Below are 25668 nucleotides of genomic sequence, written 5' to 3'. Positions count from 1 at the left end.
TTCGTGCAAAATGCATATTTGCAGCAATCTGAAATGATTTGCAAAATATCCTGACGATTACAGGTACTTTTATGCCAGAAAAGAAAATCACCCCAGGCGCTCCAGGAACATTAATGAAAGTGCAGGCGACGGTGGCGCATTTCACACAGTTATTGCACCGTGTTTTACACCTCGAAGTGGAAGTTATTGATAACCACTACGTCCGGGTTGCCGGGACGGGAATATATGGTTACGACCTGGGGGAAGTCCCCAATACAAATAGCAGCCTGCTACGTTCCGTCATTGAATCAAAAAAAGAGCAGGTCGTTTTGCATGCCCGGCTTGACCCGCTTTGCAAGGACTGCGACGGGCGCGACTGCTGCCATGAAATGGCGTTTATCGGCGTGCCTGTGCTGCATGACGACAAATGCTTAGGTGTGATTAGCCTGATTGCAACCACGCCGGAGCAGTACCAGCGGCTGTGTGACAACAGCCAGGTCTTTACCCAGTACATCAAGCATATTTCAGCGCTGGTGATAAGCAACCTCACCCGTCACGGCAGCGCCAGCGTGCGCGACACGCAGCTTTTCTCGCGTCTGGTCGCGGCAATGGACCAGGGCGTAATGGTGCTCGACGATCTGAATCGCGTAGTGCTGTGCAATGAAAACGCTCTTAACTTTCTTGGCGTTCCCGAAGATACCCTGGTCGGACAGCGCATCGACTTACAGCCGCTGACGTTCTCGGCGATTGCCAGGAACGGGTTCGTTCAGTATCACCTGCAGTGTAACGACATCAAAAAAACGGCAACCTGTCAGCTTCTGTCGGTGGATAACCATCGCCTGCTGCTGTTTGCGTTCCACCAGTCGCACCTGCTGGACGGTGAGCAGAGGAACCACAGCGAGGTCAAAATCGAGCAGATCATCGGCGACTCCTTCCAGATGCAGACGGTAAAGCGTCTGATAGCCCAGGTTGCCAGCAGCCCGTCGAGCATTATGATCACCGGGGAAAGCGGCACGGGTAAAGAAGTCGTAGCCCGCGCCGTGCATCGTCTCAGCACCCGCCATGCGAAACCTTTTATCGCTATTAACTGCGCCGCAATTCCTGAAAACCTGCTGGAGAGCGAATTATTTGGTTATACCAAGGGTGCTTTTACCGGCGCGGCACCGGGAGGGAAAATTGGCCTTATTCAGTCGGCGCAGGGCGGCACGTTATTTCTGGATGAGATAGGCGACATGCCGCTTATTTTACAGGCCAAGCTCCTGCGGGTGCTGGAAACCCGTGAGCTACAGCCCGTAGGGGCTAACCATACGGTCAAAGTTGATATTCGCGTTATTTCAGCAACCAATCAGAAGCTCGATCAAAAAATTACCGACGGCCAGTTTCGCGAAGATCTTTTCTACCGTCTGAATGTTATTCCTGTCCCGCTTCCGCCGCTGCACGAACGGCAGGGGGATATAGAACTGCTCATGCATTTCTTCCTCAATTTACATTCGCAAAGGATTGGCAAGGCTTATCCCGGCGTAAACAGCGACGTTATTCTCGCCTTCCAGCGTTACCGCTGGCCGGGAAACGTTCGCGAGCTGAGCAATTTAATTGAGTATCTGGTGAATATCGTGCCAACGGGCGAAGTGATTGACAGCGCCATGCTGCCCCCTTCTTTCCATACTCTCCCCGTGCCCACATCTTCACAGCCGCGGGATTTACCGCTCAACAATGGCGCCAGCCTGAAATCCATAGAGCGAACGCTGATTGAAGAAGCGTTGATACGCAAGGCCAATAAGCGCGCGATCGCCGAAGAGCTGGGCATCGGCGTCGCCACGCTGTACCGCAAGATTAAGAAATATGGTCTGGAATCTTTAGATGCGAAAACCGGGAGCCTGTAGCCGCCGGTAGCGGCTGGCGCGAGCGGATGGCGCAGAGTTCCAGATACTGAGCTGGCGTATCCACATCCTCGTGGATAGCTGGCTCAGCCACGGCAATGCTGACGCGACCAAAGTCGTCCAGCAGCGGCTTTAACGTTGCCTCCGGCGGGGCAGCCAGAATAATGCCCCGCATGGCTGCGGGCAGCAGCGCCGGGTGGCCACGATAGCTGCCAAACTCCGGCACTACGCACTTATCTCCTCGCGCCTCCCAAAGCCTGGCGTAAACCGAAGGGGGGATGCCGGGCATATCCCCTAACGACACAAAGAAATGTTCGCCGCGAGTCTGCATCACGCCGCAGACGACCGAAGAAAACATGCCGTCATGAAAGTCAGGATTATAGGCAAGGGTCACCTGAGGGTGTCCGCCATACCGTACGTGCAGTTCTTCGGCCCGGTGTCCCGTCACCAGGATGACACGTTTGCAAAACCCCAGCGCGTTTTCAATGGCGCTATCAAGAAGGGTCGTCTCCCGCCAGGGCAGCATCATTTTCCAGGTACCCATGCGGCTTGAAAGGCCAGCTGCCAGCATGACGCATTCAGGTCTGCTCTCCATTTTTTTGCTCCAAAAAAGGCCCCGAAAATCGGGGCCAAACAGTGGCTAAACTGCCTTAAGTACGGCTTTAATGGACTTAATTACCGGATGATAACCGGTACAACGGCACAGATTTCCTTCCAGGGCTTCGCAGATTTCTTCGTCAGAAGGATGCGGATGAGCATCGAGCAACGCCTTGCTGCTCATCAGGACGCCTGGCGTACAAAACCCGCACTGCGTCCCGCCGTGGCGAACAAAGGCCTTTTGCAGCTTCACGCCCACCGGATCGTGGTGCAGCGCCTCAACCGTGGTGATTTCGGCTCCTGCGCACTGCACCGCAAGGATCAGACAAGAGCAAACCGCCTTGCCGTTCATCACAATGGTACAGGCACCGCATTCCCCCACCGAACACCCTTCTTTGGTCCCCGTCAGACGGAGATCTTCACGCAGAAAATCAACCAGCCTGCGGCTGTCTTCAACCTCGCGGCTAATGCGAATACCGTTTACTTTCAGCTCTATCGTTTTCATTTTTCAGTCCTGTTCACTTTCCGGCGTTCATCACATCGTTCAGCATCTGGCGGAACATATCGAGATAGACGGGAATTTTGTACGGGGCCGACCAGCGCCCGCCGATCGCCGCCTCCATCTTCTGGTTCAGGGCCTCGCCCACCGAGTCAATCAGCTCTGCGGACAGCGCTTTACCAAGCAGGCAGTCTTCGATGTCGTACAGCCGCTGAGGCTTGCTGAACAGCGCGCCATCCACCAGACGGCAAAGCGTGAGCCTGCCATCCGCAGAAAGGCTGAACTGCCCCGTCAGGCTTTGCCGCGTGATGTTAAGCGCGTTGCGGCGGCCCAGCTGCAGATAGCGTTGCAGCTGCACATCGCTTCGTGGTGCCGGGATCATAATTCGCGTCAGCAGTTCGCCCGGCTTCAGGCTCGTACGGTATCCCGCCTCGATAAAGTGGCTGAGCGGCAGATAGCGCACGCCCCCGGTAGACTGCAGTTCGACTTCCGCATCCAGGATCACCAGCGGCGGCACGGAGTCTGCGCAGGGCGCGGCGTTGACGATATTGCCGCCGAGGGTGGCCCGGTTACGCAGCTGAAGCGAGCCAATCGTGCGACAGGTGGTAACCAGCAGCGGGTATTTATCCGCGATGCCGGGATGGGCAATCAGGTCGCTGAAACAGACTGCGGCACCAATCACCACCCCGCCGTCGGCCTCGGCAATCTGGCTTAACTCTGTTAGCCCGGAAATATTGACCAGCTTAGTGGTTCCCGACTGCATTCTGGCCTGCACCAGCTGGTCCGTTCCTCCGGCAATCACCGTTGCGCCGGGTTCCTTCAGCGCATCAAGCGCTTCCTGAAGGCTTGTCGGGTTGCAGACCTGCATATTGTTGATGCGCAGTACCTGCTTTTTGGCGCCCGGCTCACCCTGAACCTCGCTTTGCCGCTCCGGCTTTTTCAGGTTGTAGCCCAGGCGAACCTGCTCCAGCGTTAGCGGGATCTGCCGGTTCCAGCGGTCAATGGCGAAGCTGACGGCGTTGTTCAGCGCCGCGGCGCCCAGTTCCAGCACCGGCTCGCCGATAACCTTCGCCCCGTACGGCCCGGCTTTGTCATGGTTTTCCACGGTAATCACCGTGATTGGCGGGACATCTTTGATGGTCGGCAACAGATAGGTATCAAAGTTTTCAGATTTCACTTCGCCATGGGCGGTATTAAAGTCTTCCAGCATGCCGTAGCCGATCATCCCCTGCACTACGCCGCCGTAAATCTGTCCTTCTATCCCCACGCGGTTGATGACTTTACCCACGTCGTGCACCGCGGTGATGTGGTTGAGGGTGATTTTCCCGGTGCGGGTATCGACGGCCACGTCGGCAATCTGGCAGCCGTAAACCCAGGTGAAGTACGGGCTGCCAGAGCCTTTATGCTCATCCCAGTGGATATCCGGCGCAACGTGCCAGCCGTAGGCAGAAAGGTTCTCCCCAAGGGCTTTGGTTTTATTGACCACGTCCGTAAACGAGAGCCGCAGATCGGGCTGAGCGCGGTTAAAGACCTCGCCTTTCAGCCAGCACAGTTCTTCAACGCTGTTGGCGTTCAGCTCCTGACCGACGGCCTTAAGCATTCTGCCTTTGAGCTTGTTGGCCGCGCTCAGCACCGCCTGGCCGCCCATCAGCGTGCCCCGCGAAGCAACCGTGGAGCCACCGTCCGCAATCATTGAGGTTGCCGGATCGGTAAACATCACCCGATCAAGCTCTAGCCCGAAGGCTTCGGCGGCAATGAGCGACATGGTGGTTTGCAGCCCCTGGCCGTTTTCAGAAACGGAGGTGGAGACGTTGAGGCTGCTGTCGGCGTTGATTTGAATCAGCGCCGATGAGGCGTCCAGCCCTTCAGCGCCCAGCGAACAGCCGCGGTGGCTGAGGGCCAGGCCGATACCGTATTTGATCGGCCCGTTCTGCGCGTTGAGCTTTTTATAGTGATCCCTTTTGGCACAGAACTCGCTGCTGTTAAGGGCGCGATCCAGCACTTCCTGTGCCGACACGGTGTGCTCGCTGAACACCTGCCCGGCCATGCTGGTATCGTTCTGCTTCAGGACGTTGCGGCGTCGAAGCTCTACCGGGGAGAGATTAAAGGCCGCCGCCACCTCATCCATTAACGATTCGTTGGCAAAGATTACCTGCGGTGCGCCGTATCCGCGATAGGCGGACGTATAGTTGTTATTGGTATAAACCCCGGTGACGTCCACGCGGACGTTAGGGATGTTATACGGCCCCGCCGCCTGCACCGAACTGCGCCAGGTGACGAATATCGTCTGGCCCGCGTAGCTGCCACCATCGGCAATAATGTCGATTTTAATCGCCTGTATTTTCGCCTTGTCGTCCAGGCCTATCTTATATTTCATTTTATAAGGGTGGCGCTTGTAGCTTTCGCGCATGGACTGCTCGCGGTTGTAGGTAAATTTAACCGGGCGGCCTGTTATTTGCGTTAATAGCGATGCGCGGCAGGCAAGATGGTCGATAATATCGTCCTTGCCGCCAAACGATCCGCCGAGCACCGAACGCTTAACGTTAACTTTTGCCTGCGGCAAGTTGAGGTATTTCGCAACAATGCCGCGCACGCGGTGGGCGTTCTGAATAGAGCCGGCCACCGTAATAATGTTTTCGTTGGGATCAAGATAGGTGGTGATGGATTCCGGCTCGATATAAGCATGCTCCTGGAACCCCACCTCGTAATCGCGCTCAAAAATATGCGTCGAAGCAGCAAAACCTGCGTCTATATCGCCTTTTACCGTGTGGTGACGATTAATAACGTTGCTTTCGGTGTCGCAGTGGATAAGCCTTGCGCCGGGCTTTAATGCCTCAGCCGGGTCGGTAATTGGCGTGTAGGGCGTATAGGTGGCGGTGATTTTGTCGGCGGCCAGACAGGCGGCCTCGTAGGTTTCTGCCGCGATCACGGCAATGACATCCCCACGGAAGGCGATTTCGTCTTTCGCAATGGGCGGGTAGTCGGAAATAATCACGCCTATGCGATCCACGCCGGGCACGTCTTTGGCGGTGGCAATATAAACCACGCCCGGAACATTCTGCGCTTCGCTAATATCCAGCGTTTCAAGACGACCCGCGGCGATATCCGCATAGCGACAAACGCCGTACAGCATCCCCGTCATTACGATATCGTCACCATAAATGGCACTGCCTTTGACCTTTGCTTCGCCGTCAACGCGCGGGACTTCAGTGCCTACCAGCGTTGTTTCCATACCATTCTCCGTAAATAAGAAGAGAGCTAAAAGTGAATTCATCAGGCAGGACTAAGCAAAGGCCATGCCATTCACCGGCAGAAGGACTTTTCATTGTTATTTTTGCGAGGCGGATTATAAAACTTTGCACAACTGCGCGGGAAATAACCTGGCCGAATGCCTGAAGTAAGCTAATCGAATTGAGAATAATATCGAATTTATCAATCTGATAATTTACCCGCCGCGTTAGCATCGTCGCCGGTAATTAACGTGGGGTTTAATCGTGAATTGTGAAACGCACCGCAAAATTTTATCGATATTCCACTTAAAGACCGTTTGAGCACCTTTCTTGCATCTGCTGGCAAAACGCAATACTGGGAGTAATTATGAATCGTTTTGTTGTCGCTAATTCTCGTGACTGCATCGGCTGCAAAGCCTGTGAAATTGCCTGCGTGCTCGCGCACAATCAGGAGCGTTATCCCGAGCCAGGCCAAACTCTGCGTCCCCGCGTGACGGTGCTCGCCTCGCCGGAGGCCTCTACGGCGATGATGTGCCACCAGTGCGATAACGCCCCCTGCGTTACCAGCTGCCCTACGGACGCGCTGAGCTACGGTAACGACCGCATTAATCTGGATCAGAAAAAGTGTATTGGCTGTAAAAACTGCATTCTCGCCTGCCCGTTCGGGGTCATTGCCCTGAACCACGACGAGTCCCCGGTGGTAGAAAAATGTGATTTGTGCCAGCACCGAAGCGCTGACACCGGCCCGGCGTGCGTGCAGGTTTGCCCGACCAGCGCCCTGTCGCTGGTGACTCAGGAACAGCTAAGCCAGGTGCGGCGTAAACGTCAGCAGGAAACGCTGAACGGCAAACGGAGCCTGTCACGCTCAGCAAGGGAGCGCCTGCTGGACGGCAGCCGCAGGCGTAGCGATCCGGAGAAAACCCCTGCGGCAGAGCGTCGGCTGCACTTTAAAGAAATCTACCGCTCGTTTACCCCCGCGCAGGCCTGCGAGGCAGGTGAACGCTGTCTGATGTGTGCGGAACAGGCCAACTGCCGCTGGACCTGCCCGCTGCACAATGCGATTCCCGATCTGATAAGGCTCGCCAAAGAAGAGAAGATCATGGAAGCGGTCGAGCTATCCCACCGCACCAGCAGCATGCCGGAAGTTTGCGGGCGCGTTTGTCCGCAGGACAGGCTATGCGAAGGATCCTGCACGCTCAAAAGCAGCGGCGGCTCGGTCACCGTGGGCTGCATAGAAAAGTACGTAACGGATACCGCGCTCGCCGCAGGCTGGCGACCCGATCTAAGCCAGGTGCAGCCGCGCCCGGAACGCGTGGCCATAATCGGTGCGGGCCCTGCGGGCCTGGCCTGTGCGGATGTGCTGGCCCGCAGCGGCGTTAAGTCTGTGGTTTATGACCGCCATCCGGAAATTGGCGGCCTGTTAACCTTCGGCATTCCCTCCTTTAAGCTGGATAAGCAGGTGCTGACCCTGCGCCGGGAAATTTTTAGCCAGATGGGCATTGAGTTCGTGCTCAACTGCGAGGTGGGCCGCGATATCAGCTTCAGCCAGCTCCTTCGCGAACACGCCGCCGTATTTATCGCCCCCGGCACCTATAAGTCGATGACGGCAGGTCTGGATAATGAAAACGCACCCGGCGTGCTCGAAGCGCTCCCCTATCTGATTGCCAATACGCGTAACGTCATGCAGCTGCCTGAGGATCCGGATAACCCGTTTATTTCATTAGCGGACAAAAAGGTGGTTGTGCTGGGCGGAGGCGACACGGCCATGGACTGTCTGCGCACGGCGGTGCGCCAGGGGGCAACGTCGGTCACCTGCGCCTATCGCCGCGACGAAGCGAATATGCCCGGCTCCCGTAAAGAGGTTAAAAACGCCCGCGAAGAAGGCGTTGAGTTTCAGTTTAACGTCCAGCCGCAGCGCATTATCACCAACAAAAAAGGCCATGTTACCGGCATTGAAATGCTGCGCACCGAGCTGGGCGAACCGGACGCCAGCGGACGCCGCAGGCCAAAAATCATTAAAGGCTCGGAGTTTGTGCTGGAAGCCGATGCGCTGATCGTTGCCTTTGGCTTCCAGGCCCACGCCATGCCGTGGCTTAAAGAGGGCAACGTTGAATGCGACAAGTGGGGGCAGATCCGGATTGGCCTGAACCCACGCTATCCTGGGCAAACAACCCACCCGCGCGTGTTTGCCGGTGGTGATGCCGTGCGCGGCGCGGATCTGGTCGTCACCGCGATGGCCGATGGGCGCAGGGCTGCAAAAGATATCGTGGATTTGCTTGAGCACCAATCGACAGAAGCGATGGAGGTGGCCTCATGAACACCTCGTTTATTTACGTTAATGCCCAGGCCTGCATCGGCTGCCGAACCTGCGAGGTCAGCTGCGCGGTTAATCATCAGGCTGACGGGCAAAGCGGCTTTCACCCTCGCCTGCGCGTGTATAAAGCCACTCAGGACAGCGCCCCTGCGGTATGCCACCAGTGCGAAGGGGCATCGTGCCTGAGCGCCTGTCCGACAGGGGCGCTGCGTAAAAATAACGGCATTATCGAACCGATAAAAGCGCTGTGTATCGGCTGTAAAAGCTGCATGGTGGCCTGCCCGTTCGGGGCGATAGAGATAGTCGCGGACGGCGGTTCGCCGCATGCGATGTCGATAATAAAATGCGACATGTGCCAGCATGACGACAGCGGCCCCGCCTGCGTGCGGACCTGCCCAACGGATGCCCTGAGCGTGATGACGGCGGAAAGGCTACGGCGGCTCGGCGAGCAGAAGCGGGCCAGTCTGTTTTAACGGCTTAGCGGGTGCGGTAAACACCCGCTGCCTGCATTTCTAACGACGATCTTTCCAGACGGTCTGCGCATTGCAGAACTCGTGCAGGCCGAAGTGGGACAGCTCGCGCCCGAATCCGCTTTTCTTCACGCCGCCGAACGCTACTCGCGGATCGCTTGCGCTGTAGCCGTTAATAAATACGCCGCCGCACTCAAGCTGTGCCGCCATTTCTTCGGCGCGCTGAACGTCTGCGGTGAAAATTGTGGCGGAGAGGCCAAAATCGCTGTCGTTTGCCAGCTCCATCGCATGCTGTGCATCTCGTGCAACGGTGATGGCAGCTACGGGCCCGAAAAGCTCCTGACGGAAGGCCGTCATCTCAGGTGTGACGTTGCCCAGCACGGTTGGCGCGTAATAATTTCCTTCTCCGGCTATTTTCTCCCCGCCCAGCAGCAGCGTCGCGCCCTCACTAAGTGACGTTGTCACCTGCTGATGCAGCTCGTCTCGCAGATCGTAGCGCGCCATCGGCCCAAGCTGCGTGGTTTCTGACGTCGGATCGCCGGAAACCAGCTTCGCCGCAGCGGCAACAAACATACCGGTAAACGCATCCGCAACGCCCGCCTCAACGATAAAGCGTTTTGCCGCCGCGCAGACCTGCCCTGTGTTCTGGTAGCGTCCGGCGACCGCGGCTTTGACTGCTTCTTCAAGGTCGGCATCATTGAGCACAATAAAAGGATCGGAGCCGCCCAGCTCCAGCACGCATTTTTTCAGCGCTGCTCCAGCCTGAGCGCCAATGGCCGCGCCCGCACGTCCGCTGCCGGTTACCGTGACGGCGGCGATGCGCGGATCCTTTATCGCCCTGCTGACGCCTTCGGGCGTGACGTTGATTACCGAGAATAAATCCTGCGGGAATTCGGCTTTAACAAACATTTCCTGGATTAGCGCCGCGCATCCCATCACGTTGGGAGCATGTTTGAGCACGTAGCTGTTCCCTGCCAGCAGGATTGGCACCGCACCGCGCAGCACCTGCCACAGCGGGAAGTTCCACGGCATCACGGCCAGAATAGAACCCAGCGGACGGTATTCAATCACCGCTTTATTATCCTCCACCAGCGTTGCTTCCGTACTTAACATGGCCGGACCGTGCTCCGCATACCAGTCGCACAAATTTGCTGATTTAGTGACTTCCGCCCTCGCCTGAGCAATCGGTTTGCCCATTTCGGCGGTAATCATCCGGGCCATCTCTTCGGCGTTATCCCGCAGCACGACGGCGAGATCTCTGAGTTTCTGCGCCCTTTGAGCAAGGGGAATATTCCGCCAGAACTGGAAAGCGCGGTGATTGTTGACCAAAGCCGTATCCAGCTGGGCATCGGTGGCAAAGGGATAAGCAGCGAGCTGCTCGCCGTTCGCCGGGTTAAGGGAGATGGCGTGCGTTTGCGGGGTAGCAGAATGCATGGTGATGCCTCGTTCAGTGGATGTGAGGCTACCTTATCCTTGAGGCGAAAAGTTTAAAAATGAATAATACTAAGCACACCATTCACGAAATGAGAATACAAATGGACCTGATACAGCTGGAGATGTTTAACGCCGTGGCCGAAACCGGCAGCATAAACGCCGCCGCCCAGAAGGTTCATCGCGTGCCCTCTAACCTCACCACGCGCATCAAGCAGCTGGAGGCCGATCTCGGCGTCGATCTGTTTATTCGTGAAAACCAGCGCCTGAAGCTGGCGCCCGCCGGGCACAGCTTCCTCGAGTACAGCAAACGTATTCTTGCGCTGGTGGACGAGGCCAGAATGGTGGTCGCCGGCGATGAGCCGCAGGGCATGCTGGCGCTGGGTTCGCTGGAAAGTACCGCCGCCGTCAGGATCCCGCCGCTTCTCGCCTCTTTCAACCAGCGCTACCCCAAAATTCAGCTCTCGCTGGCGACCGGCCCTTCGGGGGATCAGATTGACGGCGTGCTGGAGGGCAAGCTCTCCGCCGCCTTTGTCGACGGCCCGGTGCTGCATCCGTCGCTCGACGGCGTGCCCGTCTACGAAGAAGAAATGGTGATAGTCACGCCGGGCGACCGTTCTGCCATCAGGGATGCCCGGCAGGTTAACGGATCTGACATCTATGCTTTCCGGGCCAACTGCTCTTACCGCCGCCACTTTGAAAGCTGGTTTCATCACGACGGCGCGATGCCGGGGAAAATTCACGAAATGGAGTCCTACCACGGCATGCTGGCCTGTGTGGTCGCCGGAGCGGGCATTGCCCTGATGCCGCGCAGCATGCTGGAGAGCATGCCCGGCAGCCATCAGGCCAGCGCCTGGCCGCTGCCGCCCGACTGGCGCTATCTGAAAACCTGGCTTATCTGGCGGCGCGGCGCAAAAACCCGCCAGCTGGATGCGTTTATGGGGCTGCTGAACCCGCTCGCCTGACCTTCGCCGATGCTGGCGCGCGCCAGGCCGTCTATCGGCTCTCTTTCATAATTTCGGTGACGCGCTGCATAACCGGCCCGGCCTCGGTGATGCCCTTGCTTTCCTGCTCCTTAACCCAGCCTGCCTGAACGTCCTGGTAGCGGGTGGCATTTTCCCACTTGAGTATTTCGGCATGCCGCACGAGCCTGACCTGCGCGCCCTGTTTTTTCATATCGCTGATTTGCGTGAGCATTTTCTGCTTCATAATGCCCCCCAGCGTTTTATAGGAGGACGCCGCGGCGCGCCGTAAAGCCTGCCGATCCTCTTTGCTTAGCTCGTCCCAGGTCTGTTTATTCATCGCAACCAGATACACATGCCCGAGCCACAGCTCGGGGGAAATCAGCACGTATGGCGCGGCCTCGTGCACTTCGAGCTCATAGCCGCTGTCCACGTTGACCATCACCCCGTCCAGTCTGCCGTTTGCCAGCGCCTTGTAGATACCGTCGCCCCAGGGCATGGTGACCGGCGTGGCCCCGGCATTGCGCAGAAAGTCCTGATGCCAGAAGCTCGCCGTGCGCCATTTGGTCTCCTTCAGGTCGTCGAGCTTTTTGATTTCATGGGTGCTGAAAAACGCCACGGGATACCCGGTAGCAATAAACACGGGCACGATGTTTGCCCGCAGAAGCTCTGCCTGGAAAGCTGGTACTTCTTTATAAACGCGACGGAAAAAAGCGACCTGTTTGTCGGCCGCAGGCCCGACGGGAAAACTTTTGAAAATCTGATGCAGCGGCAGTTCGCTGGCGGAATATTCGGGCACCACAACGGCCATATCTGCCGTGGCCCCCTTCGCAACAGTCTGTAAGGCGCGATAGCTGGTTGAGAGTTCGCCATCCCAGTGCGGCTCTATTTTTAATCGCCCATGAGACTCTTTTTCCACCGCCGGAAAGAAAACGTCATTCAGGAAGCGGGTACGCATGCCGCCCAGCGCCTCGTGGTCGGTGTAGATTATTGTTTTAACGGCAAAAGCAGCCTGCGGAAACAGCAGCGCGGCGACGGATACGGCCAGAAGTTTTTTAACCAAATCCATATGAAATCTCACAGAGTGTAGAGCGTGCCTCCGCGGTGAAGGCACGTATGCATTAGCGTAGCAGGACTTTGCCAATCAGATAGGTTGTCGCTTTACCGCCAATATGCACGCGGTTTCCCTCGAGCTGGCAGCGCAAATCGCCGCCGCGTTCGGACACCTGGCGGGCCAGCATCTGCGTTTTACCCAGTTTTTCCGCCCAGTAAGGAATGAGCATGCTGTGCGTGGAGCCGGTCACCGGATCTTCCGCCACGGCTTCGCCCGGGCAGAAGAAGCGGCTGACAAAATCGTAATCGCCGTCGCCAGGTGCCGTAATGCAGACCATTTTTTCCAGCGGGATCATGGCGTTGATATCTGCTTTTACCGCCTCCACCTGCTGCTGGTTTTCCAGAACGACCATATAGTCACGCGCCACGCGGACTTCTTTACATTCGCTGATGCCCAGCGTTTCCAGCAGCAGAGGCAGAGGCATGACCGGCTCCGTTGCCCACGCGGGGAAATCCATCGTCAGCCATTCGCCGTTACGGGTGACCGTCAGCGGCCCCACGAAGCGCGTATCAAAATGGATAACCGCATCGGGATAATCGAGATGCTCAAAAATCACGTGGGCCGCCGCCAGCGTGGCGTGCCCACAGAGATTGATTTCGTGCTGCGTGGTAAACCAGCGCAGCTCGAAGCCGGAATCAGTGGTGACGAAAAATGCCGTTTCCGACTGGTTATGCTGCTTCGCCATTTTCAGCAGCGTTTCATCCGGCAGCCATTCCGTTAGCGGACAAACCGCGGCGGCATTGCCGCCAAAGGTGGTATCGGAGAAGGCATCCACCATGTAAAAGTCAATTGGTTGCATAGCTAAACCTCTCGTTGTTATTTGTCTGTGCATCACGCTTACACTGCCATAAGCCTTTGACTAAGCGTATACAATTTTTCAGGCCCTCGCCGCTACGCAAAAAAATGAGACATTAATCACAAAATGGGTTGTATGCCCCGATCGATGGTTTTATGATCGCCTTCTCTCCCGTCTGTCTGACCTACGCGAAACTCTTATGACTATAAATACGGTCTCACGTAAAACCGCGTGGCTGCGAGTCGTTACTCTTGCCGTCGCGGCGTTTATCTTTAATACCACTGAATTTGTGCCCGTCGGCCTGCTGTCGGATATTGCCAACAGTTTCGGCATGGAGACCGCGCAGGTCGGCATTATGCTGACGATCTATGCCTGGGTGGTGGCGCTGATGTCGCTGCCGTTTATGCTGATGACCAGCATGGTTGAACGGCGCAAGCTGCTGATTGGCATCTTCGTGCTGTTTATCGCCAGCCACGTGCTCTCTTTCCTGGCGTGGAACTTTACCGTGCTGGTTATTAGCCGCATCGGCATCGCCTTTGCCCACGCAATTTTCTGGTCGATAACCGCCTCGCTGGCGATTCGCATGGCCCCGGCGGGTAAGAAAGCCCAGGCTTTGAGCCTGATTGCCACCGGCACCGCGCTTGCCATGGTGCTCGGCCTGCCGCTGGGACGTATAGTCGGGCAGTATTTCGGCTGGCGCACCACCTTCTTTGCTATCGGCGTGGTTGCGGCAGTTACCCTGGTTTGCCTGATTAAGCTGCTGCCGAAACTGCCGAGCGAACACTCAGGTTCGCTGAGCAGCGTTCCGCAGCTATTCCGCCGCCCTGCGCTGGTGAGCATCTATTTGCTGACGGCTGTCGTGGTTACCGCCCACTACACGGCTTACAGCTACATTGAACCTTTTGTGAACACCGTAGCCGGGCGAAGCGCGAATTTTGCGACGCTTTTGCTGCTGGTGCTTGGCGGCACGGGGATTATTGGCAGCGTGCTGTTTGGCAAGCTTGGCAATAAACATGCTTCAACGCTTATTAGCGGTGCTATTGCGTTACTGGTGCTGTGCCTGGCGCTGCTTCTGCCTGCATCTGACAGCAATATTAACCTGACGGTTCTGTGCATGTTCTGGGGGATCGCCATCATGGTGATCGGGCTGGGCATGCAGGTGAAGGTTCTGGCGCTGGCGCCGGACGCCACGGACGTGGCCATGTCGCTCTTTTCCGGGATATTTAATATCGGCATCGGTGCGGGAGCGCTGTTGGGAAATCAGGTCAGCCTGCACCTGTCGATGGCCAGCATCGGCTGGGTAGGTGCGATACCGGCGCTGGCGGCGTTAATCTGGTCGGTGCTGATTTTCCGCCGCTGGCCCGTGGCGCTGGAAGAGCAGGCTCATCATAGCTGAACAAATTCGGGTGGCCGTTACGCCACCCGCTTATTTCCTCCCCCCGCCGGGCTCCAGCAATATCAGGCCAAGCTGATCGGCTTCTTCTTCAAGAATATCCCTTAACATCTCAGACTCCAGCAACAGCTCTGATTCAACGAGCACCTTAAGCAGGTCATTTTTGACCCTGTCGCCAAACAGCATTATGGCAAATCCGCCGTGCTGCCGGGATGACCACTGCAAACCATGAAGTTCCGGGTGGGCCTCGTAAATAGCCAGGGCATACTCTCGCGTGAAAGGATACTGCGAAGCCGATGAGTCCAGCAGTTCGGCGCGCGTGACGCCTATTTTGCGGAGCGTCCTGGGGTTCAGATCTGCCAGCGTTAAATCAATTACGGGGACGAGAACAGAATGGACCCCATTTTCGGCCCGTCGGAGATCGAACGATACGCCATCTGTATGGACTGGGAGATCGTGAAATAGCGTCTCCATTAAAGCAACGCCTGTGCTCACCCCGCCATAAAGCGTGCTGACACCATTACTTAAAGGGCTGAAACGAGCATTACCCGCCCCAGGGTTAAACTGGGCTGCCGTAAATTGTTTTGAATGGATACGATAGATTTGAGTCCCGGCACGCCAGAGCGTGGTATTGACTCTTAAATTCCGGGGCGGGACAGGAAATTCGCGTGATGCTTCAGACACCTCCTTGTGTCCTTTAGCCATGGAGTCCTCCCTCGCGCTCTTCCTTAGCGGCAGCGATTACCCGTTCGGGCATGGTGGCCAGCACTTCTTTTGGTTTTTGACCATCAAGCCAGCTATTGCCTGAGCCAAACCAGATTGCCAGGCCCCAGGGCGTTTTGCTATCGCCAAAAATGCTGAGGATTTTTTTTACCGCTGGTAGCGGGCGGTACCCTTCGTCCAGTAAATATCTGGGATAATTGTCTTTGCCATTAACCGGAACGGCAAAAATGGCCCCTGATGCCTTCCAGCGATTTGGGCCAGCGCTTGGATTACTATTTTTAAAATTGGCTTTATCGGAGAGTTCACGGGCCGATAACCAGACAGAATCCTGCAAAATCTGCTCGTTAAGCTTATCAAGACGACGAGCATTACGTTCGGCTCGCTGCTGCTTTTTTTCTGCATCGGCCTGATGAGATGAGCGACTTACCTCATCGTCCAGTGAAATGAGCGATGACAGCGCCGCGTTTACGGCAGCCTCTATCGCTATTTCCATCATTTCGCCAAAAGCAGCGTGCCGTCCGGAGATGTCACCTAAATCAATGAGGAGATATTCAGATTCCTTATTGAGCTTTAGCTGATGCAGTTCGTTGCCGCTTAAAGCCTGGACGTTACAGGGCATGTCATTACGCCGTGCGAGATTTACCTTCGACACCATTTTTCACCTCCGTGCGGCTATTACTTACGCGGTTATATCCATTATATGCGTTATGATGAGATTGTCACCCTCCCTCTCATTTCACACTTCTTTTTCCAGATCCAGCAGCTCTTCCAGCGTCAGGACGTTGTTGTTGATTACGTCCATCGCCTTATTAAGCCCCTGATTGTAAAAGAGCGGTGCGAGCTTCTTCACCAGTTCGTCGAGGAAGAACTCGGCTTCGAACTGGCCGAGCTGCAGATCGTGCTTGTCCTCCATGTAATCAACGATATGCCCTACTACCGCGTTGTAATCGTCCTGGGGAAGTTTGAGATTTTTCATATCCGTCTCCTTGTGGCTTACGCAGGCCACGTTTTAATGATTTCAATTACGCCGTTGATGATGAACTGCACGCCCATGCAGACCAGCAGGAAGCCCATCAGGCGCGAAATGGCCTCGATGCCGCTTTTACCTACCATGCGCATAATGGCGCCAGAACTGCGTAGGCTGGCCCACAGAATCACACCTACCAGCGCGAAGATAATGGGTGGAGCGACCAGCACAACCCACGGGGTAAAGTCGACGCCGTGTTTAATGGTCGAGGCAGAGCTGATGATCATCGCAATGGTCCCCGGCCCGGCGGTGCTTGGCATTGCCAGCGGTACGAAGGCGATATTGGCCTCAGGCTCCTCGCTCAGCTCTTCATGCTTGCTTCTGGACTCCGGCGATTCGTGCGCCTTCTGCTGCGGGAACAGCATGCGGAAACCGATCAGCCCGACGATCAGCCCGCCCGCAATACGCAGGCCGGGAATGGAAATGCCAAAGGTGCTCATCACGACCTGACCGGCGTAATACGCAACCATCATAATGATGAAGACGTTCACCGATGCCATCACCGCCGTGCGGTTTCGCGCCTTGCTGTTCATGTTCCCTGCGAGACCCAGGAACAGCGCAACCGTTGTCAGTGGGTTTGCCAGCGGCAGCAGTACCACCAGCCCAAGCCCAATGGCCTGCAGTAATTCCATCATCAATAAGCCCTTATGTCCGTTACGTTAATTTCAGCCGAGTATACTAATCAAATGCGCTTCATGCCGTCAGGAGTTTTGTTGCAAGGTGCATCCCGCCCTGGACACTGAAACGTTTTAGCTATTTGTGTCATTTTTCTAAGCCGATGGACCATCACGTTGACTTATACTTGCCCGGGCAATAATATCTCGCGTGATTAATCTACTTGCCTGGGCAACCATAGTGAAAAGCACAAGCGATCTGTTCAATGAAATGATCCCACTCGGTCGGCTGATTCACATGGTTAATCAGCATAAAGACCGCCTGCTCAACGATTATCTCTCGCCGCTGGATATCACCGCGACGCAATTTAAGGTGCTCTGCTCCATCTATTGCCAGGTGTGCATCACGCCGGTTGAGTTAAAGAAAGTGCTGTCGGTAGATCTCGGCGCGTTAACCCGCATGCTCGATCGCCTGCTCTGTAAGGGCTGGATCGAGCGTTTGCCTAACCCGAACGATAAACGCGGCGTTCTGGTGAGGCTGACGCCAGAAGGGAAAACGCTGTGTGAGAAATGCCACAGCCTCGTAGGCCAGGACCTGCACCAGGAACTAACAAAAAACCTGACGGCAGATGAAGTCGACGCGCTTTATCACCTGCTGACAAAGGTTTTGCCGTAAAGCTGAAATGAGGTGAGACGATGTCCAGACGCAATAACGATGCAGTGACAGTACATAGCATTTTGGACTGGATAGAAGAGAACCTGGAAACCCCTTTATCGCTAGAGAAGGTTTCCCAGCGTTCGGGCTACTCTAAGTGGCACCTGCAAAGAATGTTTAAAAAAGAGACCGGGCACTCCCTGGGACAATATATTCGCAATCGCAAACTGACCGAGATCGCCCAGAAGCTGAAAGAGAGCGACGAGCCGATACTCTATTTAGCCGAACGGTACGGGTTTGAATCCCAGCAGACGCTGACCCGCACGTTCAAGAACTATTTTTCCGTGCCGCCGCACAAGTATCGCATCACGCACCTTGCCGGCGACGGAAAGTATCTTCATCCGCTAAATCATTAAGTCATTAATGCTGTAAACGCCTGTTTATTCAGGCGTAACCGAGGAAATCATGAAACGCTTTATCTCCGCTGCTGCCCTGGTACTGGCTCTGGTATCGGGCAACGTTCTGGCGGAACAATCCGGCAGTTATAACGCCACCCAGGCCAACCACGGCGGCATGATGATGCCCCCTGCTGATAACCACGCCAGCAACACCATCAGCGACAAGTCCGAGCATCTGGGGACGCCGTACTATAACGGCCACGAATAGTAACGTTACGGAGAGCTTCTACGGCGCGAACAGCTTTTTATGCCTTACGGATAAGCTGCATCGTCGTAATCCCCGTCTTCGTTGCCCAGCTCTTCAGGGATCATCAGCGGGCTGTATTTTTTATTCAGACTAAGCAGCATGCCGTCGCTCTCTACGCCAAGTTTACGCATGGCATTGCGCTTATGGCCGCTCACCGTTTTGATGCTGCGCCCCATACGTTTTGCAATCCGGCCCAGCACCTCCCCCCGAAAAAGACAGTTGATGACCTGAAGCTCCCGCCGCGTCAGAAAATTTCTTCTGGAAACCGGGCGGAAAAACTGTGGCCTTTTCAGCAATGCGGATTTTCCGCAGGCCACCAGCTGCAGTATCTGGTTCAACTCGTCTAATGGGATGGATTTGTTGAAGTTGTAGGGCATATTAATGTGTGAATTCACATAAGACATGTAGTATTCGGGGACATCCGTCCAGGCAAGAATGGGCTTATCCGGCCAGTGAATTTTGTACTGCTCATAAAAATCACACCAGTGATATAAGGTTTCCTGCTCGCCGTATAAATCCGTCAGTACCACATCGAAGTCAAATTGCGTCATTGCCATGCGCAGTTGGCACAGGCTGTTGACCTGGGTCACTATAGAAATAGTCTCGCTAAATAAATCCTGGATATAGAGCGATATACTGTCACGCAATAAATCGTCAGGCTCCATAATAATTATTCGCACACGTTTATTCATCACAACCTCCGGGACCTTCACGAAATCAAACTACTTATCGCCAGTAGAAAACAACCCTATTTGTGGCAAAGAAACCCCCTCACCTTTTGCAGGCGAATAGATTAAAAAAACAAACAATTCTGCTGTCACGCCTCTTCAGTTAAATGAGCTGAAGAGTACGTGACATGCTTAATCTGATAATTTACTGGTACGAAAGCGTATATTGCGCCGTAGCGTTGGCCGGTCCGGTAGTAATAGTGCTGGCAGTTTGATAATAACGCGCTTTGTAGTTGATATTCACAGGACCCTGCGCTGTCGTCGTCGTAATGACAACAGGCTGACCGAAGGTCACGGCCGCTTCTGGCGTCGTATCGAGATACATTTGCACGCCCACCCCGGTCGCCATGCCAGTCTCCGTATTGAGTCGCATTACTCCTGGCGCCAGCGAACTGTCAGCAGTAGCATCGATTTGCGACGAGACCCGTAATCCAGCGGGACACTGCAGGTTTATGGCAAAATTCACCCAGGGCGTTGCTGTCCCCACGCCAAAAAAGTCGCTGTGCGCATTACGGCTCCCGAGCAGCACGGTTACGTTGGCCGGCGACTGGATCGTGCAGCTTGATGCCAGCACGCGACCCGTGAATTTCATGGTGGCCGTATCAGCCAGCGCAATATTCGCAAACGCACATAACGAACACGCCACTATCAGCCTGTTCTTCTGTATTAACTTTTTCATGGCATTATCCTTATTGATAAGTGAGCGTCATCGTTGCGGTGGCATTGGCATCACCGGGCGTAACTTTATCCTGATACTGGTAGTAGCGTGCCCGCATTGGAATATTGACTAAGCCGGTCGAGGCCGCCGTGCCTAACGGGTACTGTTGCCCGATGATCCAGTTGGCGTCATTCTGATCGGTCAGCCTTACGCCAATTCCCTGTGCGGTAGTGCCTGCGGCAGGGCTGTCCAGAGCAATGGTGCCGTCAACGCCCGCAATGCCAGCCCCCGTTATCTGGGCGCTGTATTTTGTGCCAGCGTTACAATTTAATCCGATATTAAAATCCTGATATTTCGTAGAGTAGCCAACACCTGAAAATTCATTTTTGCTGATGATCATTCAGCGGCACGGTAATATTAGGGTTTGTCACTGTGCAGGAGGGTGAAATAATAGTCCCACCTGTAATATTTAACGTAAGTACCGTACCCACACCGCTAAGCGACATCCGAAAGGTTCTTGCTCCTATATCCCCATTGTTTGGAATATTGCCTGTTTTAACCAGGCTAACGACAAAACTGGTTCCCCACGAGGAGTAAGCCCAGCGGCTGTTGCCCGAAACGACTGTTGATTGCGGATTTTGATAATAGATCGTAGACGTTCCCGCCTGAACGCTAATGCCTACTCCCGCTACCGATGTTTGATAGACCCTGGTGAACCCACTGGCCGGGACTGCATTAACTGCCAGCCAGGATCCGAAATCGCTGCCATTTACGCAACCGGTGGCAAAAACCGTCTCGCCAGCCTTATTAGTTGGCACGGTTTGAGTCGCTACTATATTGCCCACGCTGGTAGAGGGAGGTACTGTAACTGTCCCAAGATTTACTGAGACCGTGGTCGCGCTGGCGCCCGATACCCATGTACACGCAGCACAAGCCGCCTGGCAACCTGATACAAAAATCGCAATTAATAAAACAAATTTAACGTTAATGCTCTGCCAGTTTAGACAAGCCTTTCTCATCCCGATTTTATTGGTCTGCAAGCAGTTCATAAGAACGCCTGATAGTAATAAATTCATCGCATCCTCTTTACTGATATAAAACGGTCATCGTAGCCGTGGCATTTGCGTCACCTGGCGTCACCGCTCCCTGGTACTGATAATAGCGGGCCCGCATCGGGATATTCACTCTTCCGTCGTCCGAGGCCGTGCCTAAGTCATACATCTGATTAATAATCCAGGTAACGTCATTCCGATCGGTAAGCCAGACGCCAATTCCCTGCGCGGTGGTGCTGGCCGCTGGATTATCCAGAGCAATCACACCGTTAACTCCCGGGACAGCATTGCCGGAAATTTTGGCGCTGTATTTTGTCGACGCATCGCAATTCAAACCTACGTTAAAGTCAACGTAGCTGGAATAATAGCCCACCTTAATAAACTCTGATTGCACGTGGTCGTTAAGCGGAATATTGATGTTCGGCATTGCAACCTCGCACCCGACCGGGGTGATCGTCGATGAATTAGTTATCCAGTTGGCAATAATTAAATTTCCGCCGACGGTCCAGCGGCCATAATTACCTGAGGGCAAAATACCGGGCGAGACCTTGCCGGTAACGACCAGCGCAAAAGATCCCTTAGTGGTATGCACCCCCCCGTTAGCGCTTTGTGTCCCGTTAACTGGAAACCCTTTATAGAAAGTAGAATCCGTACCGTTATAAGAAAAGACCCCGCCTCCTGCATCGTATGACAATGCGTAGCCAACGCCCGTCACGCCGGGAATAGAATAAACGGCGTAATTACCATGAATTTTTATCCCCGTATCCGTTCCCTGAACAGGCGCAATTACTGTTGAGTAATTATTTATCGGATCGCAGCTAAAGGAGACGGGCGATGTGACTGGCACCTGCCCCTCCCAAATAATAGTCCCTGGCGGCACGTTGGTAGCCACACGAATATTGGGAACGGTAAAACTATAGCTGGACAGCGGGCCACCCGAAACAACGCTGCACGCGGCCATGGCCTGCTGTGCCACCATCAATCCTGAAAGGATCGCCAGTAAGCGCAGACCATTTTTTAAGGACAGGCCGACTGAAGCTATCTTCATTACTCTCATTGAGCCGTCCTTACTGATAAGTCAGCGTCATGGTTGCTGTAGCATTTGCATCGCCCGGCGTCACTTTTGACTGAAACTGGTAATAACGTGCGCGCATAGGAATATTGATTATCCCTGCGCTCGCTGCTGTACCCAATGCGTATTGCTGACCAATAACCCAGCTGCTATCGCTTTGATCCGTTAATCGAACGCCAATACCTTGTGCCGTGGTACTTGCTGCTGCATTATCAAGCGCTATTGTGTCATTAACGCCAGCAACACTATTACCCGTAATTTGAGCGCTGTATTTTGTCCCGGCATCACAATTCAGGGAAATATTAAAATCCTGATACTTAGTCTGATATCCCACATTCTTAAAATCCGACTGTGCATGATCGTTCAACGGAACAGTCAGATTAGGGTTAGTCACATTGCAACCATTCGACCGAATATTCACCTGCGCCGCGCCACTGTACATATTTGTCTGCGGGTATTGTCCCGCCTGGTTGTTATAGCTAAAAGTCACGGATACCGACGGTATTTGCGTAATGGTACCTACGGCGTTTGGCTCCGCTATTTTAACAAACTGAACTGACGTGCCGAAACTAAAACTCGGCGTTGTTCCCTTCAGAATATGGCAAACATAAGTCCTTACGGAGTTGATAATACCGGAATCAGATTCAACGCTGCATATGTTCCCGGAATTCGTTGTAAAGTGATATTTAACCCCCACGCCCGGCAAATTAGTTGGGTAGACGTCCGTGTAGCCGCTGACCGGAGCCTGCGATGTCCTCATGGTGAATGATAAATCTCTGTCTGCCGCAGAATCAGGAGTGCTGCAGGTAAAAGAGTATCCGGGGCTATTAGTGAACTTATTTGATAATGTCCCGATCGTAGCCCCGCGCTGCAACACAATATCTGCTCCGGTCACGTTATAATTTCCGCCACCGGTGTAACCGCATGATACCCCCGCCGAAAAAGCATAAGAGGAAAAGGTAAAAGCGATTGCTAATAGCACAAGCGATAATAAACGCTTCTTTTTATCTATAAGACTCATAATTATCTCTTTGTCTGGTTATAGACACACGCCCTGCACCGTGGTGATTTGCTGTGCCGGATTTTTCACCTGTGCTGGCAGGCTATAGGTCACATTGCACTGCTGGCCCTGCGCGCTGCCCCACTTCACCATCAGCGTTCCGCTGTCCGGTAATCCCGTCAGATAAACCTCACCGTCCTCGCCCACAATGCCTGCGCCTGCGGAGGTACCCTTCAGCGACGCCATTGCGCCAAACGGCACCGGCTTACCCTGGAACAACAATGTCATCAGCACACGACGACCGATACGCGTATCAAAGTCGGCCAGCACGACGGCGCCTTTGGTCGGCACGACCGTTTGCGTCTGGGTATCGATATCCACATCTTCACCCAGCGTCGTAGTGTCCAGCGCGATGCGGTTCTTCTTGTACGCGTTGACATACGGCACCACCGCGTACCCCCGCCAGTCCGTCTTCACCCCGGTGTTGTTCTGAATGGTTGCTCCATCCGCGCCCGGAGCGCGCACTATGGCTATTGCATCGCCAAGAGGCTGACCTAGCGTTACGCCGTACTGGTGTGCGACCACGCTGCCCTGCAGCCCATAGTTCACCTGCCGCGAATTGTCGTCGTAGTTGTACCCGGCGTTCACCTCGCCGTAGGTTCCCTTGTAGTCCGCCGTCACGTTGCCCGCATTTCCCTGGCCGTCGTTGCCGTAACTCTCCTGCACCCCGTAGGTCAGGTTGTTGTCCGCCAGCGCCGTACCGTTAAGGCCGACCTGTTGCAATGTTTTTCCATGGCTATCGGAATTCACGTTGTATGTAGCCCATGAGTTGCTCAACCAGCGATCCAGTGGGATCTGTATATTGAAAGCAAACTGCTGATCCGCCTGCTGACTGCTGCCCGGGTTTTCGCTATAGGTGTAAGTAAATCCATAGTTGATACCGTTGTAGCTGGAGTTATACCCCGCGCTGAGGTTGCGCTCGTAGCCGTCCTCCTGCCAGTAGGTTTGCTGGTAGGCTGAGACAAATATCGAACCGTACTCCGCCAGGTTCTGGCTCACATCAAGCTGCATCTTCTGCTTTTTGTTATAGGTCAGGTTGAAGTCATCCTGATCGTCACCGGTGTGCAGATCGTTAGCTTCCTGGAATGTGTAATAGCCCTTGGTCGAATAGCGATAGGCAGCCAGCGTGAAGGTTGTCCCCGTTGTCTGCAAATCCTTGGCGTACTGCACCCGGTAGGATTGACCGGTCTTATTCACGTCGTTGTCCAGCTGCGATCGGGCGTAGGTTATATCAGTCGAAACCGACCCCAGCTCACCGAGGCCCAGACCGATCCCCCCTGCCACTGAGTCATACTGCTCGGCGACCTGAGTTCCTCCATACAGCGTTACGGCATTGGATATGCCGTAAATGAGCGTGCCCTGCCCGAAGTAAGGTTCGCTGCCGTCGTCAATCGCCGAGCGGTATTGCCCGCCGGTGACCGCAAACTTCACTCCCCCTTCACGCTGCATAATCGGTACCGCCGAGAACGGCTGCACGAACGATCGCTCCGAACCGTCCGATTCCGTGATGGTCACATTCAGATCCCCGCTCGAAGAAGTCGGGTACAAATCCTTGATAGTAAAAGCGCCGGGAGCCACATAGCTCTGATAAATCACGTAGCCGTTTTGCTTTACCGTCACTTTTGCGTTTGAATTTGCGATACCTCTTATCACCGGAGCAAACCCGCGCAGGCTGTCCGGCAGCATATTATCGTCCGACGCCAGCTGCGCGCCGGTGAACTGCACGCTGTCAAATACATCGGACGTGCTGCTGCTCTGCCCTAACGTCAGCTGAGCCTTGAGCGCCTGAATATCACGCTGCAAATAGGTATTAATGGAGTCGAACTTACTGCCATCACCGTCATCGTCGCCGCTGCTGTAGCTATAGGTTGAATAGTTGCGTAGCCGCCATGCGCCCAGGTTCAGACCGCTTTGCAGGTTGGCGTAGTAGCTGTCGCTGTTATCGCCGTTATTGCCGTTGTACTGTGTATTCGACCCGCTCATGCTGTAGTTGAGGAAAATAGCGGGGATCCCCTGGTCCCATGTTTTCGGATCTACCGCACCCTGAGCCTGAGCACTCATTGCCGCCTGTGGGATACTGACATCCAGCCGCAGCGTGCTGAATGTCAGCACGGCGCTGGCCGCCGGGATGTAGCGGCCAATATCACCAATGGGCTTATCCTGGGGTGCTGCTTTCAGCGCCGGGAATGAATCCTCCCGCACGCCCAGCGCCACATAGTCTGCCGGGGTCAGCTGCGCTTCGAGCTTGCCGTCTTTACCGGCGATAAAGTTCACGTCCCGCGTATCGACCTGCTCGCCGTTAACAAATAGTGACACCCGGTAGCTGCCCGGTGCCTGACCGTAGGTTTCAGCAAACTGCGACAGATCCACCGCGCCCTGGTTAGGATTATCGATTTCCAGCGCATTGACGTTGAACGTATCCCGGGCCTCTGCAACCCCGGGCAAAACTCCCATTCCCAGCAGCAATTGGCCGGTTACCAGCATTGAAAGCGGCGTTCGGCGTACCTGCAGCCTGCTCGTAGTGGGCCGCTGCCCGTAGAGTGGTTGCGTTTTTTTAAATTCCATAACTGTCATTCCTTGCCCGACCGTGCCACACCGGTGCAGCCCTGAAAGTAATGTTTTGAATAAGGCGAGCAGCCCTCAGCCACCTGAAAACAGGCAGCACTTTTCCTCCCGGAATAGCCGGGTACGCTGCTGCTCACTGAGTTT

Annotated in this window: 25 protein-coding genes; 8 read left to right on the top strand and 17 right to left on the bottom strand. The window is 54.9% G+C overall.

Features of this window, described 5'->3' with window-relative positions; all coding sequences use genetic code 11:
* The first annotated feature begins 71 nt into the window (after positions 1–71).
* A complete protein-coding gene (locus AAE045_RS05840) occupies positions 72–1862 on the top strand; it encodes a sigma 54-interacting transcriptional regulator (protein WP_455546885.1) in 1791 nt (596 codons plus the stop codon).
* Here AAE045_RS05840 and AAE045_RS05835 read toward each other — a convergent pair.
* Genes AAE045_RS05835 through AAE045_RS05825 form a run of 3 tightly spaced genes read right to left on the bottom strand, consistent with a single transcriptional unit; the run spans position 1813 to position 6187 of the window.
* Positions 1813–2454, bottom strand: a complete 642-nt coding sequence (locus AAE045_RS05835) for an NTP transferase domain-containing protein (RefSeq protein ID WP_455546884.1) — start codon at positions 2452–2454, stop codon at positions 1813–1815. The genes AAE045_RS05840 and AAE045_RS05835 overlap by 50 nt on opposite strands.
* 45 nt (positions 2455–2499) lie before the next feature.
* Positions 2500–2961 (bottom strand): (2Fe-2S)-binding protein, encoded by a 462-nt coding sequence (locus AAE045_RS05830; protein ID WP_455546883.1) that lies wholly within the window; start codon positions 2959–2961, stop codon positions 2500–2502.
* Between the two features lie 13 nt (positions 2962–2974).
* Entirely contained in the window at positions 2975–6187 is a 3213-nt protein-coding gene (locus tag AAE045_RS05825) for a molybdopterin cofactor-binding domain-containing protein (RefSeq protein WP_455546882.1), read from the bottom strand.
* 365 nt (positions 6188–6552) lie between these two features.
* Between AAE045_RS05825 and aegA the strand changes: the two genes are divergently transcribed.
* A complete protein-coding gene (gene aegA / locus AAE045_RS05820; RefSeq protein WP_455546881.1) occupies positions 6553–8502 on the top strand; it encodes a formate-dependent uric acid utilization protein AegA in 1950 nt (649 codons plus the stop codon).
* Positions 8499–8972 carry a 4Fe-4S dicluster domain-containing protein gene (locus AAE045_RS05815; protein ID WP_455546880.1) on the top strand — a complete coding sequence of 158 codons (474 nt, stop codon included), beginning with the start codon at positions 8499–8501 and terminating at the stop codon, positions 8970–8972. Before aegA ends, AAE045_RS05815 begins: the two co-directional genes overlap by 4 nt.
* A gap of 39 nt (positions 8973–9011) precedes the next feature.
* Here AAE045_RS05815 and sad read toward each other — a convergent pair whose 3' ends face one another.
* Positions 9012–10403: a succinate-semialdehyde dehydrogenase gene (gene sad / locus AAE045_RS05810; protein WP_455546879.1), complete on the bottom strand. Its 1392-nt coding sequence runs from the start codon at positions 10401–10403 to the stop codon at positions 9012–9014.
* Between the two features lie 101 nt (positions 10404–10504).
* Between sad and ptrR the strand changes: the two genes are divergently transcribed.
* Positions 10505–11365 carry a putrescine utilization regulator PtrR gene (gene ptrR / locus AAE045_RS05805; protein WP_455546878.1) on the top strand — a complete coding sequence of 287 codons (861 nt, stop codon included), beginning with the start codon at positions 10505–10507 and terminating at the stop codon, positions 11363–11365.
* Between the two features lie 31 nt (positions 11366–11396).
* Here ptrR and dctP read toward each other — a convergent pair whose 3' ends face one another.
* The gene (dctP, locus tag AAE045_RS05800; protein ID WP_455546877.1) at positions 11397–12431 is read right to left on the bottom strand and encodes a TRAP transporter substrate-binding protein DctP; all 1035 of its coding nucleotides are present in this window, start codon (positions 12429–12431) and stop codon (positions 11397–11399) included.
* A 52-nt stretch (positions 12432–12483) separates the two neighbouring features.
* Positions 12484–13275, bottom strand: a complete 792-nt coding sequence (locus AAE045_RS05795) for a PhzF family phenazine biosynthesis protein (protein WP_455546876.1) — start codon at positions 13273–13275, stop codon at positions 12484–12486.
* A 196-nt stretch (positions 13276–13471) separates the two neighbouring features.
* On the opposite strand from AAE045_RS05795, the gene AAE045_RS05790 reads away from it, so the two are divergent.
* Positions 13472–14668 carry a sugar transporter gene (locus AAE045_RS05790; protein WP_455546875.1) on the top strand — a complete coding sequence of 399 codons (1197 nt, stop codon included), beginning with the start codon at positions 13472–13474 and terminating at the stop codon, positions 14666–14668.
* Positions 14669–14698: 30 nt separating this feature from the next.
* Here AAE045_RS05790 and AAE045_RS05785 read toward each other — a convergent pair whose 3' ends face one another.
* The 4 genes from AAE045_RS05785 to AAE045_RS05770 all read right to left on the bottom strand — a co-directional run bounded on the left by AAE045_RS05785 (position 14699) and on the right by AAE045_RS05770 (position 17050).
* Positions 14699–15370, bottom strand: coding sequence for an RES family NAD+ phosphorylase (locus AAE045_RS05785; RefSeq protein WP_455546874.1), 672 nt, complete (start codon positions 15368–15370; stop codon positions 14699–14701).
* Complete coding sequence (locus AAE045_RS05780) at positions 15363–16043, bottom strand: integrase (protein WP_455546873.1); 681 nt, start codon at positions 16041–16043, stop codon at positions 15363–15365. Before AAE045_RS05780 ends, AAE045_RS05785 begins: the two co-directional genes overlap by 8 nt.
* A gap of 81 nt (positions 16044–16124) precedes the next feature.
* Positions 16125–16364 carry a DUF2164 domain-containing protein gene (locus AAE045_RS05775; protein WP_455546872.1) on the bottom strand — a complete coding sequence of 80 codons (240 nt, stop codon included), beginning with the start codon at positions 16362–16364 and terminating at the stop codon, positions 16125–16127.
* 17 nt (positions 16365–16381) lie between these two features.
* Positions 16382–17050, bottom strand: a complete 669-nt coding sequence (locus AAE045_RS05770; RefSeq protein ID WP_455546871.1) for a MarC family NAAT transporter — start codon at positions 17048–17050, stop codon at positions 16382–16384.
* A gap of 220 nt (positions 17051–17270) precedes the next feature.
* Here AAE045_RS05770 and marR point away from each other — a divergent pair, with 220 nt between their 5' ends.
* The 3 genes from marR to marB are packed head-to-tail and all read left to right on the top strand — an operon-like array spanning position 17271 to position 18350.
* Complete coding sequence (marR, locus tag AAE045_RS05765; RefSeq protein ID WP_202301643.1) at positions 17271–17705, top strand: multiple antibiotic resistance transcriptional regulator MarR; 435 nt, start codon at positions 17271–17273, stop codon at positions 17703–17705.
* Positions 17706–17725: 20 nt separating this feature from the next.
* On the top strand, positions 17726–18100 hold the full coding sequence (gene marA / locus AAE045_RS05760; protein WP_455424476.1) for an MDR efflux pump AcrAB transcriptional activator MarA: 375 nt from the start codon (positions 17726–17728) through the stop codon (positions 18098–18100).
* 49 nt (positions 18101–18149) lie between these two features.
* Positions 18150–18350: a multiple antibiotic resistance regulatory protein MarB gene (marB, locus tag AAE045_RS05755; protein WP_455546870.1), complete on the top strand. Its 201-nt coding sequence runs from the start codon at positions 18150–18152 to the stop codon at positions 18348–18350.
* 44 nt (positions 18351–18394) lie between these two features.
* On the opposite strand, the gene AAE045_RS05750 is transcribed toward marB, so the two are convergent.
* The 7 genes from AAE045_RS05750 to AAE045_RS05720 all read right to left on the bottom strand — a co-directional run bounded on the left by AAE045_RS05750 (position 18395) and on the right by AAE045_RS05720 (position 25524).
* A complete protein-coding gene (locus AAE045_RS05750) occupies positions 18395–19081 on the bottom strand; it encodes a response regulator transcription factor (RefSeq protein WP_455546869.1) in 687 nt (228 codons plus the stop codon).
* A 181-nt stretch (positions 19082–19262) separates the two neighbouring features.
* On the bottom strand, positions 19263–19796 hold the full coding sequence (locus tag AAE045_RS05745; protein ID WP_455546868.1) for a fimbrial protein: 534 nt from the start codon (positions 19794–19796) through the stop codon (positions 19263–19265).
* A gap of 10 nt (positions 19797–19806) precedes the next feature.
* Positions 19807–20175, bottom strand: coding sequence for a fimbrial protein (locus AAE045_RS05740; protein WP_455546867.1), 369 nt, complete (start codon positions 20173–20175; stop codon positions 19807–19809).
* Positions 20156–20851 (bottom strand): hypothetical protein, encoded by a 696-nt coding sequence (locus AAE045_RS05735; RefSeq protein ID WP_455546866.1) that lies wholly within the window; start codon positions 20849–20851, stop codon positions 20156–20158. Before AAE045_RS05735 ends, AAE045_RS05740 begins: the two co-directional genes overlap by 20 nt.
* Before the next feature lie 10 nt (positions 20852–20861).
* Entirely contained in the window at positions 20862–21884 is a 1023-nt protein-coding gene (locus tag AAE045_RS05730) for a fimbrial protein (protein ID WP_455546865.1), read from the bottom strand.
* 10 nt (positions 21885–21894) lie between these two features.
* Positions 21895–22920, bottom strand: a complete 1026-nt coding sequence (locus tag AAE045_RS05725; protein ID WP_455546864.1) for a fimbrial protein — start codon at positions 22918–22920, stop codon at positions 21895–21897.
* Positions 22921–22938: 18 nt separating this feature from the next.
* Positions 22939–25524 (bottom strand): fimbria/pilus outer membrane usher protein, encoded by a 2586-nt coding sequence (locus AAE045_RS05720; protein ID WP_455546863.1) that lies wholly within the window; start codon positions 25522–25524, stop codon positions 22939–22941.
* Between the last annotated feature and the right edge of the window lie 144 nt (positions 25525–25668).

This window comes from Dryocola clanedunensis, assembly GCF_038405435.1.
Taxonomy (GTDB): Bacteria; Pseudomonadota; Gammaproteobacteria; order Enterobacterales; family Enterobacteriaceae; genus Dryocola; species Dryocola clanedunensis_A.
Note: the sequence above shows the minus strand (reverse complement) of the source record. Positions and strands in the feature narration are given on the sequence as shown.